Source organism: Rhizobium sp. BK251 (assembly GCF_004345245.1).
Lineage (GTDB): Bacteria > Pseudomonadota > Alphaproteobacteria > Rhizobiales > Rhizobiaceae > Rhizobium.
On sequence record NZ_SLUQ01000008.1, the window covers coordinates 456,090 to 471,971 of the forward strand.

At 61.5% G+C, this 15,882-nt stretch carries 15 protein-coding genes; 11 read left to right on the forward strand and 4 right to left on the reverse strand.

The features are described from left to right. Positions 1–736 precede the first annotated feature (736 nt). Entirely contained in the window at positions 737–934 is a 198-nt protein-coding gene (locus EV286_RS22690; RefSeq protein WP_132959419.1) for a hypothetical protein, read from the forward strand. 43 nt (positions 935–977) lie between these two features. Here EV286_RS22690 and EV286_RS22695 read toward each other — a convergent pair whose 3' ends face one another. Both EV286_RS22695 and EV286_RS22700 read right to left on the reverse strand, forming a co-directional pair. Continuing rightward, positions 978–1,442: a cupin domain-containing protein gene (locus EV286_RS22695; RefSeq protein WP_132959420.1), complete on the reverse strand. Its 465-nt coding sequence runs from the start codon at positions 1,440–1,442 to the stop codon at positions 978–980. A 104-nt stretch (positions 1,443–1,546) separates the two neighbouring features. Continuing rightward, positions 1,547–2,677 carry a calcium:proton antiporter gene (locus tag EV286_RS22700; RefSeq protein ID WP_132959421.1) on the reverse strand — a complete coding sequence of 377 codons (1,131 nt, stop codon included), beginning with the start codon at positions 2,675–2,677 and terminating at the stop codon, positions 1,547–1,549. Positions 2,678–3,182: 505 nt separating this feature from the next. On the opposite strand from EV286_RS22700, the gene EV286_RS22705 reads away from it, so the two are divergent. Together EV286_RS22705 and EV286_RS22710 are read left to right on the forward strand one after the other, a co-directional pair. Continuing rightward, positions 3,183–3,434, forward strand: a complete 252-nt coding sequence (locus EV286_RS22705) for a hypothetical protein (RefSeq protein WP_132959422.1) — start codon at positions 3,183–3,185, stop codon at positions 3,432–3,434. Between the two features lie 20 nt (positions 3,435–3,454). After that, the gene (locus tag EV286_RS22710; protein WP_132959423.1) at positions 3,455–3,841 is read left to right on the forward strand and encodes an EF-hand domain-containing protein; all 387 of its coding nucleotides are present in this window, start codon (positions 3,455–3,457) and stop codon (positions 3,839–3,841) included. A gap of 66 nt (positions 3,842–3,907) precedes the next feature. Here the strand turns inward: EV286_RS22710 and EV286_RS22715 are convergent, their stop codons facing one another. Continuing rightward, positions 3,908–5,245, reverse strand: coding sequence for an MFS transporter (locus EV286_RS22715; RefSeq protein WP_132959424.1), 1,338 nt, complete (start codon positions 5,243–5,245; stop codon positions 3,908–3,910). A 614-nt stretch (positions 5,246–5,859) separates the two neighbouring features. Here EV286_RS22715 and cyoA point away from each other — a divergent pair. The 5 genes from cyoA (at position 5,860) to EV286_RS22740 (ending at position 10,938) form a co-directional block, all read left to right on the forward strand. Further along, on the forward strand, positions 5,860–7,029 hold the full coding sequence (gene cyoA / locus EV286_RS22720; protein ID WP_132959425.1) for a ubiquinol oxidase subunit II: 1,170 nt from the start codon (positions 5,860–5,862) through the stop codon (positions 7,027–7,029). 41 nt (positions 7,030–7,070) lie between these two features. Beyond that, the gene (cyoB, locus tag EV286_RS22725) at positions 7,071–9,074 is read left to right on the forward strand and encodes a cytochrome o ubiquinol oxidase subunit I (protein ID WP_132959426.1); all 2,004 of its coding nucleotides are present in this window, start codon (positions 7,071–7,073) and stop codon (positions 9,072–9,074) included. A gap of 3 nt (positions 9,075–9,077) precedes the next feature. Beyond that, entirely contained in the window at positions 9,078–9,710 is a 633-nt protein-coding gene (cyoC, locus tag EV286_RS22730; protein WP_132959427.1) for a cytochrome o ubiquinol oxidase subunit III, read from the forward strand. Next, positions 9,707–10,102: a cytochrome o ubiquinol oxidase subunit IV gene (cyoD, locus tag EV286_RS22735; protein WP_132959428.1), complete on the forward strand. Its 396-nt coding sequence runs from the start codon at positions 9,707–9,709 to the stop codon at positions 10,100–10,102. Before cyoC ends, cyoD begins: the two co-directional genes overlap by 4 nt. 122 nt (positions 10,103–10,224) lie before the next feature. Continuing rightward, positions 10,225–10,938, forward strand: coding sequence for an SURF1 family protein (locus EV286_RS22740; protein ID WP_245500801.1), 714 nt, complete (start codon positions 10,225–10,227; stop codon positions 10,936–10,938). Between the two features lie 23 nt (positions 10,939–10,961). Here EV286_RS22740 and EV286_RS22745 read toward each other — a convergent pair whose 3' ends face one another. Then, positions 10,962–11,624 carry a sulfite oxidase-like oxidoreductase gene (locus EV286_RS22745; RefSeq protein ID WP_132959430.1) on the reverse strand — a complete coding sequence of 221 codons (663 nt, stop codon included), beginning with the start codon at positions 11,622–11,624 and terminating at the stop codon, positions 10,962–10,964. Positions 11,625–11,892: 268 nt separating this feature from the next. Here EV286_RS22745 and EV286_RS22750 point away from each other — a divergent pair, with 268 nt between their 5' ends. The 3 genes from EV286_RS22750 to EV286_RS22760 are packed head-to-tail and all read left to right on the forward strand — an operon-like array spanning position 11,893 to position 15,772. Further along, positions 11,893–13,701, forward strand: coding sequence for a sensor histidine kinase (locus EV286_RS22750; RefSeq protein WP_281041106.1), 1,809 nt, complete (start codon positions 11,893–11,895; stop codon positions 13,699–13,701). Further along, positions 13,698–15,029 carry a sigma-54 dependent transcriptional regulator gene (locus EV286_RS22755; RefSeq protein WP_132959431.1) on the forward strand — a complete coding sequence of 444 codons (1,332 nt, stop codon included), beginning with the start codon at positions 13,698–13,700 and terminating at the stop codon, positions 15,027–15,029. Before EV286_RS22750 ends, EV286_RS22755 begins: the two co-directional genes overlap by 4 nt. 47 nt (positions 15,030–15,076) lie before the next feature. Further along, entirely contained in the window at positions 15,077–15,772 is a 696-nt protein-coding gene (locus EV286_RS22760; protein WP_245500795.1) for a gamma-glutamylcyclotransferase, read from the forward strand. Positions 15,773–15,882: the final 110 nt, after the last annotated feature.

The following is a 15,882-nucleotide window of genomic DNA, read 5'->3' on the forward strand; positions in this document are numbered from 1 at the left end:
ATGGCCGGTTCGGTTGCGAACCAGCGCTGCCCGGCCATTTTCAGCCCAAGCAGCGGCAGATCCAAATCGCATATTTTCGTGAAAAGTGCCGGCCTTGACGAGGCCCGGCAAGATGGTGGAAACCGCTACACGCCGTTCTTCTCTTGCGCATGCAGCGGTTTCCTGGCCCCCTCAGCCCTGTGTAAGATTCAGCTTATTTTACCGTCTGGTCAACGGCTTGCATCCTACCTATTTCGACGTAGACGAATCAAATCAGGCGCTGTTTTGTTATTTTCGCTCATCAGACACGGCAGAAATGAGATTTCTGTCGCGCCGACAGACCCTAAAATGCCAGGGGCGAAAAAAATCTTTCCTGCATCAAAGATTGCATCACTCTGTAAGAGTCGGTGAGCGCGCGACCCATGCGTGCATTGACGGCCGTCGCCGCTATTTTTCAATGTTCTAATGTAATGCTGTCTACCATTGGTAGAATTAAACGACGGCACGTTCGGATGCCGGGCGCGACGGTGACTTTCAAGCGTCATGCGGGCGCGATACATTGCCTTGCGCAGCGGTGAGCGCGGCGCACGTCGCGGGCTTGGCGGCACGGCCGGGATTTGCCGTTACATTTGCATCAGTTTTAGTACGACTTGTAAAACTACTGCTAACAGACATGGTTAATTTTTTAACCATTGGCTCATTATCAGAGGACGGAGAGCGGCTGGCACTGGGTTGGGCCGCGACCTGGGAGGAGCGTATGCTGTTCAAGATTTTCACCGCCAAGCGCGCCGAGGCTGTTGAAGATGAGGCGACCGGCACCTTCGCCGATGGCGCTTTCCACTTTCCCGCGACGGATGTCGCGAGCCTCCGCCGCAAGGAGGGGGAGCGTTCGGCCCATGAGCGTGACTACGGGGCCAACCGCACGGTTTCGGAAATTCCACCGGGCTTTGCTTGAGCCATCGGCCAATGGGGGTTGCCGACGCAACTCCGCTTGATGCCTAGTCGGGTCGCAGCGGCGGCCCGAGAAACTCCACGTTCCAGCGCCCGCCAAAGAGGTTGAGCGCCGCGCGATCTGGAATGCCATCCTTCATGATATCGCCCAGTCCGGTGAAGAAGGCTTCCGCGTCGAGGCCTGGCATGATCATCACGAGCTGCTGCCCGGGGGCGTCCGTGACGTTGACGAAGCCATGCGCCGCTCCGCCGGGCACGCATACCAGGTCTCCCGTCTCGGCGTAGAAGCGCGCCCCGTCGACCTCGAACAGGTAACGGCCCGCCAGTACCCGGAAAACCTCCGTTTCGGGATGACGATGAAGCGGCGGCCCGAAGCCCGGAGCGTTGGTCGTTTCGATGATCGTCAATGCGCTGTCCGAAGCGGCGGGCGGCAGGCGGACACGCAGATCGAGCCCGATGGCAGGAATCCGGATGCCGTCTTCATCCTTCGAATGCCAGGAGGTGAATGCCATGCAGATCTCCCAAGCCTTGCGCGATGCCCACTTGCACCGGCGACGAAGATGATGGGCATATCCGGCCTTTTCCGGCAAGCCTCATCTGGGCGGCCGCGAACGCATCAGTTCTGGAAGATCAGCAGCAGGAACGCCGCAAACAGGATCATGTGAACGATGCCCTGCAGGATGTGGGTCCGGCCGCTCGCGAAGGTGACGATGCTGACCGCAAGCGTCAACAGCAGCATGACGAGATCGGTGCCCTGCAGCCCGAGAATGATGTTGCGACCGATCAAATAGCTGACGATCATCATCGCCGGGATGGTGAGGCCGATCGTGGAGAGCACCGAACCGAGGAAGATATTGATCGAGCGTTGCAGGTGGTTGGCCATTGCCGCGCGCACGGCGCTGATCGCCTCGGGTGTCGCCACGAGAACCGCCATGACGACACCGGCAATCGTCGTCGGCATGCCCAGCGTCTCGATAACATAGTCGACGGGATGCGCGAGTTGCTCCGCCAGGAAGACGACCGGCGCCATGTAAGCGGCAAGCAGAAGAACGCTAGGAAGCAGGGACCGGGCTGCTGCGACCGCCACCGGATCCTCCTCGGGCTCGCTGTCCAGAGTGAAGTAGCTTCGGTGGCGGCCGGCCTGGGTGCCGAGGAAGGCGGCATAGAGGCCGATGGTCGTCAGGACCACGAAGATCTCCTGCAGCACGGACAGGGTCGGATCGGGCGTGGTGCGGGTGTAGCTCGGCAGCACGAGGCTGAGCACAGCAAGAGGGATGATCACGCCCAGATAGGCGTTGGCGCCCTGGAGATTGTGGTGTTGCTCGCGGTGACGCCAGCTGCCCATCAGGATCGAAAGGCCGACCATGCCGTTGAAGATGATCATGATCACGGAGAAAAGCGTGTCACGCGCAAGCGTCGGATTGTTCTCGCCATGCATCATGACGGCGGTGATGCTCATGACCTCGATCGAGGTGACCGACAGTGTCAGGATCAATGTTCCGTAGGGCTCGCCCAGGCGGACGGCAAGGCGATCGGCATGGCGAACAACTGCGAGCGCCGAGCCCAGGATGGTGGAGAAAAGCCACAGGAAGATAAAGGCAAACCAGACCGGGTTCGACAGGTCGGCCAGCAGCCGGTGCCCCAGGCTGGAAAAGACGAGCACCGTCGCTACGCTGAAGGCAAGGAAGCCTTCACGGCGCAGCAGCGCCTTCCCGACAACGACCGCCTGATGCGCGTTCTCACTCATGGCCCTGACGCATGCCTGTTTGGCACGATCTCTCGCCGCCGAAGCAGCGGATTTCAGTGCCGTGCGGTTGCAAGTGGAATGCCGATGCCTGCCCGGCCGATCATAGCGATGGCCTCGATTTTTCTAGCTAGCGACGCAGCAGGCGGATTGTCAATTATCGGGGCGGTCGCTCCGCAAAATCGTGCGCAGCGGTCGGCCTTCGAGGTTGCCGCATCCGGCAGGGTTGCAGGACCCCGAAAGGTTGTCATGCTCCTGCCGGAATGTAATATTAGTGAAATAAAGGATTCCAGAGGGCCACGCCAACGCAACAGGGCATGCCGAATCCCGGGCAGGGGAAGTCCTGCCCTGGCGCGTCGTTGGTCGGAAACGATCAACAGGCGGCGTACGGACCAAGGAACCGCTTCCCGATGTAACAGAGGAGGTTTGACATCTGATTTTTCGACCGGACTGCCGTAGGCGCGGTGCCGGTTTCCATGAAATCCTTTGATTGTACCTGGAGGGGAAAATGCCCAAACGCATGATAACGATTCTATTCGCGGCAGGTCTTGGCCTGTCTGCCTGCCAATCTTCGACGCCGACGTCGCAGGCCGTCGCAGACAAGAATGCGGAATTCGGCTGCATCGCCGGCACGGTCGGCGGCGCCATCGTCGGAGGTCTCGTCGGCAGCACGATCGGTGCAGGAACCGGGCAGCTGGCGGCTATCGGTGTTGGTATTGGCGGCGGCGGCTATCTGGGCAACCGTCTGGCCTGCAGATGATTGAGAGAGGATCACGCGCGATGAAATATCTCGTTCTGACAACTGCTATCATATTGACTTTCGGCACCGCGGCGATGGCCCAGCAGGCACAACAGCCGCAGCAGCCCCAGGCGCAACCGCAGACCCCCGCCGTGTATCAAGGGCAGAAGGACAAGCTCGACAGTAATGCCAACGGATCGGTCGATAAGGCGGAATACGAAGCCTTCATGACCACCGCATTCAACAGCCTCGACAAGAACAAGGACGGCAGCCTGCGCATTCAGGAGGTAACCGTTGTCCTGACACCGCAGCAATTCTCGGCGATCGACACCGACGGCAACGGTCGTGTCAGCCGCGACGAATTCATGAAGCGGGTGATGGCGGACTTTGCCTCGGCCGACAAGACCGGCGACGGCACTCTGCAGTAGAGCCACCGCACGATCTCAAAATCCAAAGCGGGCTGCGGATCGAAATCCGCAGCCCGTTTTTCATTGCTATTCGTTGGTGATTTCCAGCCGCTTGCTGAATGCCAGGGCGATCAGCGTACAGACGGCGCCGGAGAGAAGGTAGTAGCCGGCAAAGGCGATCCCGAACGCGCTGGACAGGCTCAGCGCGACGAGGGGCGCGAAGCCGGCGCCGATCAGCCAGGCGATATCGGACGTGACGGCCGAAGCCGTATAGCGATAGGTAAGGCTGAAGCGCGAGGCCAGCGCGCCGGCGGCCTGACCGAAGGAAAGGCCGAGAAGCGCGAAGCCGACGAGGACATATGTGTAGCGGCCGGTCGGGCCGGCGGCCAGGAGATGCGGTGCCACGAAGCTGAAGATCGCGATCAGGATCGCGGCGATCCCGAGGAGCGTGCGGCGCCCCAGGCGGTCGGCAAGGATGCCCGAAAGCACGACCGTCGCGATCGCGACGAGCGCGCCGGTGAACTGGACCGAGAGGAACCAGGCCACTTCCTGGTCGCTGAAGAGCGTTACCCAGCCGAGCGGGAAGACGGTCATCAGGTGGAACAGGGCGAAGCTTGCAAGCGGCACGAATACGCCCGCCAGAACGTCGCGGCCGTGGACGCGGAGCATCTCGCCGACCGGGCGGGGTTGGAGTTCGTGCCGGTCGAGGAGCGAGCCGAACTCCGACGTCATCAGCAGCCGCAGACGCGCAAACAGGGCGACCACGTTAAGCGCGAAGGCGACGAAGAAGGGGAAGCGCCATCCCCACTCCAGGAATTCCTCCTGCGTGAGGCTGTGGACGAAGACGATGAACAGGCCGCTTGCCAGCATGAAGCCGATCGGCGCTCCGAGCTGAGGGATCATTGCATACCAGCCCCGGTGCTTTTCCGGCGCATTGAGGGCGAGCAGCGATGCGAGCCCGTCCCACGAACCGCCAAGACCGAGGCCCTGGCCGATGCGGAAGACGATGAGCAGGATGGGGGCCAACAGGCCGGCGTCCGCATAAGATGGCAGGAAGCTGATCGCAATCGTCGAGCCGCCGAGCGTGAAGAGTGCGGCGGTCAGTTTTGCGGCGCGGCCGAACTGGCGGTCGACGCTCATGAAGAGCACGGAGCCGAAAGGACGCGCGATGAAGGCGACGGAAAATACCGCGAAGGAATAGAGCATCCCTGTCAGCGGGTCGCTCGCAGCAAAGAACAGGTGCGGAAAGACGAGCACCGACGCGATGCCGTAGACGAAGAAATCGAAGAATTCCGTCATGCGGGCTATTACGACGCCAATGGCGATCCTGCCGGGCGCGATCGGATCGGTCGCGTGGATCATTCGAGCGTCGTGCTCAAGGCCGGACGTCGGCGTATCCGCGTGATCGTGGATGAAACTGCTCATTACGAATTCTCCCATTCTTCCTCATCTGAGGAATTCCTCGAATCTGATCTTGGCAAATGCGGAGCGCTTATCAAGGGGCAGGTGACCTAAATCGTTGGTTTTGGTCGCATATGCCGTCTTCGTCACTTGCGCGGCGGGATGAAATTTCAGTAGGGATTGCAGCTTCCGGTCCATGCTCTTAAAAAGAGCATGGGATCATTATTTTACTACCTCCTAATATTGGGTAAACCTGTCATCGGTCTTCGGCGTGCCTTCCTCTCGGGGGCGGACGCGAGGGCTGTGGCCATAATGCCGCGCCAAAACGTTTTATGCGTCACATAGTAGCAGAAAATCCGCGGCATCGCGACCTTGCAGCATACAACCTTTTCGCATGGACGGGCCGGTGGACGACGCGTTTTACGCGATAGGTGATCATTTGCTGCAAGATTGCGGATGTCCAGGATGATTTAATTGCAAAAATCCTGCAAATTCCGGTCAGGATTTATAAGGTGGGGCTTTTTTAGGCTTTTTGTTGCAGTGCACACAAAATGCCGCGATGCGACGAAAGACCTCATGTCGCAATGTGCGGGTATCCATTACTCGCGGGTCAGAACGAAACGAACTGAGTGAGAGACGTGTTCAAACTGTCCAAATTCTTCAGCCGCTTATTGGTGGTGCCGCTGCTTTTGGCTCTGGCGGGGTGCAACATGGTCGTGCTGGACCCTTCGGGCTATATCGCGGTCCAACAGCGCGACCTGATCGTCCTTTCCACCCTCCTGATGCTGGTCATCATCATCCCGGTGATCCTGTTCACTCTGTTTTTCGCCTGGAAATACCGTCAGTCCAATACGAGCGCGACCTACGATCCGGAGTGGCACCACTCGACACGCCTCGAGCTTGTGATCTGGCTGGCGCCGCTCGCCATCATCATGGTGCTCGGCACCGTGACCTGGATCGCCACCCACCAGCTCGACCCCTACCGTCAGCTTTCACGCATCAATGCCTCGGAGGCGGTGGCGCCGGATACGAAACCGCTGACCGTCGAAGTAGTCGCGCTCGACTGGAAGTGGCTCTTCATCTATCCGGACCTGGGCATTGCGACGGTCAATGAGCTTGCCGCTCCCGTCAACGTTCCGCTCGATTTCAGGATCACCTCGGCGGCGGTGATGAACTCCTTCTTTGTGCCGGCGCTGGCTGGCCAGATCTACGCGATGGCCGGCATGCAGACGCGGCTGCACGCCGTCATCAACAAGCCGGGCGAATATGAGGGCTTCTCCGCCAACTACAGCGGCGCCGGCTTCTCCAATATGCGCTTTACATTCCACGGCCTCGAGCAGGCCGGCTTCGACCAATGGGTCGAGAAGGTGAAGAGCCAGTCCAATCCGCTCAGCCGGGATGTCTATCTCGAGCTCGAAAAGCCTAGCGAGCGCGAACCTGTCCACCACTTCTCCTCGGTCGATCCCGACCTCTACAGCGCAATTCTCAACATGTGCGCGGCACCGGGCAAGATGTGCATGAACGAGATGATGCACATCGACATGAGTGGCGGCGGCGGCACGGAAAGCCAGGAGAACCGCGAACGCCTGCAATATGACAACCGTCACGCCGATCACTACGAGGCAGGTCATTTCGGAAGCGGCGAGCCCGCGGCGACGCCTGCGGCCGCTAAACCGGCCGGCACGGAAGCCCAGGAAGGCGGCGGCGGTCACGACATGCAAAACATGAACATGCATGACGGCCACTCGATGCCCGGCATGGGTGGCGGCAGCGAGTCCGCCCCGGCGCAACCCAACGACAGCAACTGACGCCTGGCGTCAAACAGACACAAAGCGAACAGGCCTGAATCATGTTTTCAAATCCTGACCTAATGAAGTTGATCTTCGGCCGGTTGACACTCGAATCGATCCCTTATCAAGAGCCTATTCTGATCGTGACATTCATTGGCGTCGCGATCGGCGCCATCGCCGTTCTCAGCATAATTACCTATTTCCGCTGGTGGGTGCCTCTCTGGAAGGATTGGATCACGAGCGTCGATCACAAGAAGATCGGCATCATGTACATCGTCCTGGCGCTGATCATGCTGCTGCGCGGCTTCTCGGATGCCATTCTGATGCGCACCCAGCAGGCGCTTGCCTTCAACGGCTCGGACGGCTTCCTGCCGCCGCACCACTACGACCAGATCTTCACCGCCCACGGCGTCATCATGATCTTCTTCGTGGCGATGCCTTTCGTCACAGGACTGATGAACTTCGTCGTCCCGCTGCAAATCGGCGCGCGTGACGTCTCGTTCCCGTTCCTCAACAACTTCAGCTTCTGGATGACGACGGCGGGCGCGATCATCATCATGATCTCGCTCTTCATCGGCGAATTCGCCCGTACCGGCTGGCTTGCCTATCCGCCGCTTTCGGGGATCGCCTACAGTCCTGATGTCGGCGTCGACTATTACATATGGGGCTTGCAGGTCGCCGGTATCGGAACCCTGCTGTCGGGCGTCAACCTGATCGCGACGATCATCAAGATGCGCGCTCCGGGCATGCATCTGATGAGGATGCCGGTCTTCACCTGGACAGCACTCTGCACCAACATCCTGATCGTCGCATCGTTCCCGATCCTGACGGCCGTCCTGGCGCTGCTTTCGCTTGACCGCTACGTCGGCACGAACTTCTTCACGAACGATCTCGGCGGCAATCCGATGATGTATGTGAACCTCATCTGGATCTGGGGCCATCCGGAAGTCTACATTCTCATCCTGCCGGCTTTCGGCGTCTTCTCGGAAGTGGTTGCCACCTTCTGCGGCAAGCGCCTCTTCGGTTATGCCTCGATGGTCTATGCGACGATGGTCATCACCATCCTCGCCTATCTCGTCTGGCTGCACCACTTCTTCACGATGGGTTCCGGCGCCAGCGTCAATTCCTTCTTCGGCATCACCACGATGATCATATCGATCCCGACAGGGGCGAAGATATTCAACTGGCTCTTCACCATGTACAAGGGCCGGATCCACTTCGACGTGCCGATGCTCTGGACAATCGGCTTCATGGTGACTTTCGTCATCGGCGGCATGACCGGCGTGATGCTCGCCGTTCCGCCGGCGGACTTCGTCCTCCACAATTCGCTGTTCCTGATCGCCCACTTCCATAACGTCATCATCGGCGGCGTGCTCTTCGGCATGTTTGCCGGCGTGAACTACTGGTTCCCGAAGGCGTTCGGCTTCAAGCTCGATCCCTTCTGGGGCAAGGTGAGCTTCTGGTTCTGGCTGACGGGCTTCTATTTCGCCTTCATGCCGCTCTATGTGCTGGGGCTGATGGGCGTCACCCGCCGCCTCAACGAGTTCGACGATCCGTCGCTGCGGATATGGTTCCTGATCGCCGCCTTCGGCGCCGCGCTGATCGCGGTCGGCATTGCCGCCCTGATCATCCAGCTGGTCGTCAGCTTCAGGCGCCGCGAGGAATTGCGCGATACGACGGGTGACCCGTGGAACGGGCGCACACTCGAGTGGTCGACCTCGTCGCCGCCCCCGGAATACAACTTCGCCTTCACGCCTGTTGTCCACGAGCAGGATGCCTGGTGGGATATGAAGAAGCGGGGTTACGTCCGTCCGCTGGCCGGCTACAGGCCGATCCACATGCCGAAGAACACCGGCACGGGCGCCATTCTCGGCGGGCTGAGCATCGTCTTCGCCTTCGGCATGATCTGGTACATCTGGTGGATGGCCATCCTCGCCTTCGTCGCCATGCTCGCGGTCGCGATCGGGCACACGTTCAACTACAAGCGCGACTTCTACATCCCCGTCGACGAGGTTACCCAGACGGAAGAAGCGCGCACAAGGCAGCTTGCGGGGCAGGTGTAAGACATGGCGACAATTCACGCAGAAACGACTAGGCAGGACGGCAAGGCTCCCGTCTTCTACATGGAGGAGGAGCACCATCCGGAAGGCAGCACCATGCTGGGCTTCTGGATCTACCTGATGAGCGACTGCCTCATCTTCGCGGTCCTCTTCGCCACGCACGCCGTTCTCGGCCGCAGTTATGCGGCTGGGCCGTCACCGGCCGATATCTTCGACCTGCCGCTGGTGGCAGTAAACACGTCGATGCTGCTGTTCTCCTCCATCACCTATGGCTTCGCCATGCTGGAGATGCAGAAGGACAAGGTCGGATCGACACTCTTCTGGCTGGCGGTGACCGGGCTGTTCGGCATGGCCTTCGTCGGGCTCGAGCTTTACGAATTCGCGCACCTCATCCATGAGGGTGCCGGTCCGCAGCGCAGCGCCTTCCTGTCATCGTTCTTCGTGCTGGTCGGCACGCACGGACTTCACGTCACCAGCGGTATCATCTGGCTGATCACGCTGATGGTACAGACCGTGCGGCACGGGCTGATCGCGGAAAACAGGCGTCGGTTGAACTGCCTTTCGATGTTCTGGCACTTCCTGGACGTCATCTGGATCGGCGTCTTTACCTTTGTATACCTGATGGGAGTTCTCGGATGAGCTCGGACGTACACACGCAGCATCACGGCGCCGACCACGGGCATGGTCACGACGATGTCCCGCACGGCACGATGAAGGGCTACATGACGGGTTTCATCCTGTCGGTGATCCTGACGGCCATTCCCTTCTGGCTGGTCATGGCGGAGGTATTTCAAAACCATGCCATTACGGCTGCGATCATCCTGGTCTTCGCGGCCGTGCAGATGGTCGTCCACGTCATCTACTTCCTCCACATGAACGTGAGGGTGGAGGCCGGATGGTCGATCATGGCGCTGATCTTCACGATCGTGATCGTGGTCATCGCCCTCAGCGGCTCGATCTGGGTCATGTACCACCTCAATACGAACATGATGCCGCCTATGTCGCCCGACATGATGCGGAACATGCCCTGACACCAATGGCGGGCGGTTCTCCGCCCGCCCCGTTCCACCCCGGAACGGACGAGATAAGAATGACAGACAACAATCCCGATATCCCGGCCCGGCGGCAACGTTCGCCATTGGCCTTCACGTTGATGGCCCTTTTTGCCGTCGTCGCCATCCTCGGTTTCGGTTCGCTTGGAACCTGGCAAATCAAACGGCTCCACTGGAAGCTCGACCTGATCGCGCGCGTCGAGGCAAGGGTCCATGCAGACCCCGTCGCCGCCCCGGGCCCGGCCGAATGGGCCGGCATGAACGTCGCGGCCGACGAATATCGCCGCGTTACGGTCACCGGTACGCTCCTCAACGACCGCGAAGTGCAGGTCTATGCCGCGACCAGCCTCGGCGCGGGCTACTGGGTGCTGACGCCGCTCAAGACGACGGAAGGCTGGACCGTTCTCGTCAACCGCGGCTTCGTGCCGACCGACAAACGCGATCCCAAGAGCCGGCCGCAAGGCGAGATCTCGGGTCCGGTCACGGTGACGGGTCTGTTGCGGCCGACCGAGCCCGGCGGCGGGTTCCTCAGATCAAACGATCCGGCGGCAGAGCGCTGGTATTCGCGCGATGTCGCAGCGATTGCGGCAACGCGCCAGCTGACCGACGTGGCTCCCTACTTCATTGATGCGGATGCGACCGCCAACCCGGGCGGGTTGCCGGTCGGCGGGCTGACGCAGCTCGTCTTCCCCAACAACCATCTCGTCTACGCGATCACATGGTACGTGCTGGCGCTGATGGGATTCGGGATGCTCGTCTATCTCGTCAGGACGGAAATGTCGGGCCGGCACCGGAGCGGACCGCGCGGGAAGTGAGCCGGAGTGCTGCGGCAGCCGGCTCAATCGTCGCTGTAGCGCTGTTCCCGCCACGGATCGCCAAACATGTGATAGCCGTTCTTCTCCCAGAAGCCGGCCCTGTCGGCCGGAATCAGGTCGATGCGGCTCAGCCATTTGGCACTCTTCCAGAAATAGAGATGCGGCACGACGAGGCGCATCGGCCCGCCGTGCTCACGCGTGAGCGGCAGGCCCTCCCAGGCGGTCGCGAGTATCGCGTCCTCGGCGGCGAAATCGGCAAGCGGCAGATTGGTCGTGTAGCCGTCATAGCTCGTGAGCATCACGTAATGCGCTTCCGGCTTCGGCATGGCGAGATCCAGCAGGTCACGCACGGCAACGCCCTCCCACCGGTTGTCGTATCGCGACCAGGTCGTCACGCAATGGATATCGGTCAGCCTCTTGCTCTGCTGAAGGGCCTTGAAGGCCGTCCATGAAAGGTCGAGCGGGGTCTCGACCAGCCCGCGGACTTCCAGCCGCCAACTCTCCAGGGCGATGACCGGCTGCTGGCCGAGATCGAGCACCGGCCAGTTCTTCACCAGATGCTGGCCCGGCGGCAGGCGTTCCGCTTCCGGCCGGCTGATGCGCCCGGTCAGAAATTTCCCCTCCGCCGCCCAGCGGCGCTTGGAGAGGGTAAGCTTGCTATCGGGTGTGGCGGGCTCGTCGGTCATCGGGGTTCTCGCCTTTGGGAGGGTCGCGGAAGTTGGGCATGGCGGAGCGGCGCATGTCAAGCCAACGAGCCTTCGGCCGGCTTCACCAGTTTTCAACTCTTCGAATGCCGCCTCTCCGCACCCGCCATCGCCGGGCAAGAGCATCGCCCGCAAGCAGGTCTTGGAAATCGGATGGTTGCTCATTAAGCTTTGGCCGTGTGGCCTACCGAGGAGGGGTGGCCGACGAAGGCAGGAGGAGTTCGGACTGTTCGCGAAATACCGTTTGCTGCTGGCATTCTGCCTGCTGCCGCTTGTGGCCGCGACGCTCTTCTTCTACGGCGGCGCCTTTGCGACGCGCAGCTACATGAGCGAGGCCGCTTCCCAGGCGGGTACGGCGCTGAGGCTTGCCGTATCGGCGCTCAGCGGTCACCTCAGTCGGTATGAGGCGTTGCCGGCGCTGATCGCCGACCATGACGACATCAAGGAACTGGTGAGCTTTCCGGAGGATGCGAGACTTCGGGATGCGGCCAATCTTTACCTCAAGGAGATCAATGGCCTCCTCAAATCCTCCGACATCTACGTCATGAAGCCGAACGGCGAGACGATCGCGGCGAGCAACTACGACGGTCCGGCCAGCTTCGTCGGCCAGAACTTCAGCTATCGGCCATATTTCCAGGATGCGGTGGAAGGGCGGCAAGCGCGGTTCTATGCGCTCGGCACCACCTCGCTGAAGCGCGGCTACTATTTTTCCTCGCCGATCCTCGTTGAGGGAGCTGTCCGCGGCGTCATCGTCTTCAAGGTCGACATCGACATGATCGAAGCTTCCTGGGGCGGTGGCGAGTACCGGATCTTCGTCTGCGATCCGGAGGGCATCATCTTCATGAGCGGCAATCCGGAATGGCTCTACGGCGCGCTTCTGCCCCTGACGCCCGATCGCGTCGCGCGGACGGCCGCCTCTCGCCGCTATGCCAATGCCGACCTGGTGGAACTGCCGGTGGAGCGCAGCCGCTTCGAAGACCATGAGCTGATGACCATCCCCGAGGGTAGTTCGCAGCGCGAATATCTGGTGCTTTCCCACTACATGCCGGAAGAGGACTGGACCGTGAACGTGCTTATGGAGACGAGCTCGTTGCGCACGCAGGCGCATACGGCACTTGCCGCCGTGTTCCTGTTCCTCTGCATCGGCGGGCTCGGGCTCGCCGTCCTCAGACAGCGGCGCATGCGGCTCAACGAACGCATGCTCCTGCAGGTCGAGGCGCGCAACGAGCTGGAGCGGCGTGTCGAGGAAAGGACCGCCGATCTTGCCCGCGTCAACAGCCGCATCGAGGAAGAAATCGCCGAACGCAGGCTGACGGAGCAGCAACTGCGCCAGACGCAGGCCGACCTCATCCAGGCCGGCAAGCTTGCCGGGCTCGGGCAGATGTCGGCGGCGCTCTCTCATGAATTCAACCAGCCGCTTGCCGCCGCCAAGACCTATACCGACAGTGCCTCGGTGCTGCTCGACCGAGGGCGGGTGGATGATGCGAAGGACAACATCTCGAGGATTGGCGGGCTCATCGACCGCATGGCCTCGATCAGCAAGCATTTGCGCAATTTTGCGCGCAAGCCGAACGAGAAGCTCGGTCCCGTTCCGCTCGACGAGGCGATGCGCGACACGCTGGAGATCGTGGCCTGGCGGCTAAAGGCGGCGGAAGCCGACCTGCAGCTCCACCTCGGGCAGAGGCCACCGGTCGTGCGTGCCGGTTCGGTGCGCCTCCAACAGGTGCTGGTCAACGTGATTTCCAACGCTGCCGATGCAGTCGAGGGGCTGGAGGACCGACGTATCGAGATCACGGCTTCGGAGGAGGGCCGCAAGGTGGTGCTGACGGTGCGCGATCATGGGCCTGGCGTTCCGGCGGCGATTTCGGAGCGCATCTTCGATCCGTTCTTCACCACCAAGGGGGTCGGCAAGGGGCTCGGCCTCGGGCTTTCAATCTCCTACAACATCGTCAAGGATTTCGGCGGCAGCCTGACGGCAGGCAACCATCCGGAAGGCGGCGCGATCTTCCGCATCGAGCTTCAATCGGCGGCGGGAATGATGCCGGAGGCAGCCGAATGAACGAGCAGAAGATTCTTCTGATCGACGACGAGGAGGAACTGCGCCGCTCGACGGCGCAGGCGCTGGAGCTTTCCGGTTTCAATGTTGAGACGTTTTCGAACGCCGACCACGTGCTGGAACTGATCGGCTACAGTTTCCCCGGCGTCGTCGTCAGTGACATCCGCATGCCGGGCATGGACGGCATGACGCTGATGCAGAAAATCCGCGAGATCGACAGCGAAGTCCCTGTCATCCTCGTGACCGGCCATGGCGACGTCCAGCTTGCCGTCAAGGCGATGCGCGAGGGCGCTTATGATTTCATCGAGAAGCCCTTCACGCCGCAGATGCTGGCGGGGGTCATCCGCCGCGCGCTGGAGCGCCGCAGCCTCGTCCTGGAAAATCGCCTCCTGAAGGCCGTTGCCGGCAAGCGTGACGACATCGAGGCGCGGCTGCCGGGGCGCACCCAGGTGATGGTCGACCTGCGATACCGCATCCGCGCGATCGGGGCGAGCGATGCGGATACCCTCATCGTCGGGGATACCGGCAGCGGCAAGGAGGTCGTGGCGCGGGCGCTCCACGACATCAGCGCCCGCGCGAGCCGGCCCTTCATCGCCATCAACTGCGCGGCACTTCCGGCCAACCTCATCGAGAGCGAGCTTTTCGGCCATGAGGCAGGCGCCTTTCCCGGTGCCGTCAGGCCGCGCTACGGCAAATTCGAACATGGGCGCGGCGGCACGATCCTGCTCGACGAGATCGGCTCCATGCCCGTCGACCTGCAGGCGAAATTCCTCCGCGTGCTGCAGGAGCGCGTGATCACGCGGCTAGGGTCAAACGAGGTCGTGCCGCTCGACGTGCGGGTCATCGCGACCAGCAAGGTCGACCTGGAGGCGGAGGTGGCGGCGGGTCGCTTCCGCGCCGATCTGCTCTACCGTCTGAATGTAGCGACCATTCACGTGCCGTCGCTTTCCCAGCGGCGGGCGGACGTCCCCCTTCTTTTCCTTCATCTCGCGCGCGAAGCGGCCGCGCGCTATGGCCGCGACGAGATGGTCGTGCCGCCTGATGTGATCTCAGACGTTGCCCAGCGCGACTGGCCGGGAAATGTGCGGGAACTGCGCAATGCCGCCGACAGGTTGGTGCTCGGCCTGGACGGCGGGGGCCGACAGGCGGAAGCCGCGGGGCTTGCCGAGCGCGTTGCCGAGTTCGAACGCGGCGTGATCGCCAGCGCGCTGGTCGCCCATGGGGGCAGCCTCAGGCCGGTCTATGAATCGCTCGGAATCTCGCGGAAGACCCTTTATGAGAAGATGCAGAAATACGGGCTCGACAAGCGGATCCTGCTTACCGAGAACTAGTCCCTTCGAGAATGCGCATGCGACCCGACTTTTCAGGGGGCGGAGGAATGTCGAAGAAGCGCATCATGGCCCTGACGCCCGAACTCGTGAGGCTTTGCCATCGGGACGAGCCGAAAAGTGAGCCCGATCCGAGGTTCACGCCGCTGACGGACGCCGACTACCAGCAACTCTCGGAGCGACTTGCAGCCAGCGGGGGCGGCGACGATCTTTGGGTCTTTGCTTACGGATCGCTGATCTGGCGGCCGGCATTCGAGGCGGAGGAGAGACGGCGGATGACGGCATATGGCTGGCATCGCTCCTTCTGCATCGAGTTGCAGGAGTGGCGGGGAACACCATCGCAGCCCGGACTGATGATGGCGCTCGAGCGTGGCGGGGTATGCGACGGCGTTGCCTATCGCTTGCCGAAAGGCGATCGCCGGGCGCAGATCGAGCGCCTCCTGCGCCGAGAGTTATCGGAACATGAATTTGTTCCCGCGGTGCGCTGGATACCAGTGCAGGGGACGAGCGGTAGCTGCGAAGTCCTGAGCTTTTGGGTGGGACCGACGGGGCAGGGCATATCGCTTCGGCAGCCACTCGAGACCGTCGCCTGGATCATCGCCCGCGCCTGCGGCCATGCAGGCTCCTGCGCCGAATATCTCTATAACACCGTGCTCCATCTCGAGGAGTTCGGAATACGCGACCGCAATCTCTGGCGATTGCAGCAACTGGTGGCGGACGAGATCCGCCTGCTTTATCCGCATTGAGACCGCCCCCAGAGGATGCAAATCCCGGCAATGCCCTGGCGATTGTTTGCGACGCCCTTTCAAGTAACGACCCATGCGATGGGTGGATTTCCACCCATCGCATGGGTCGT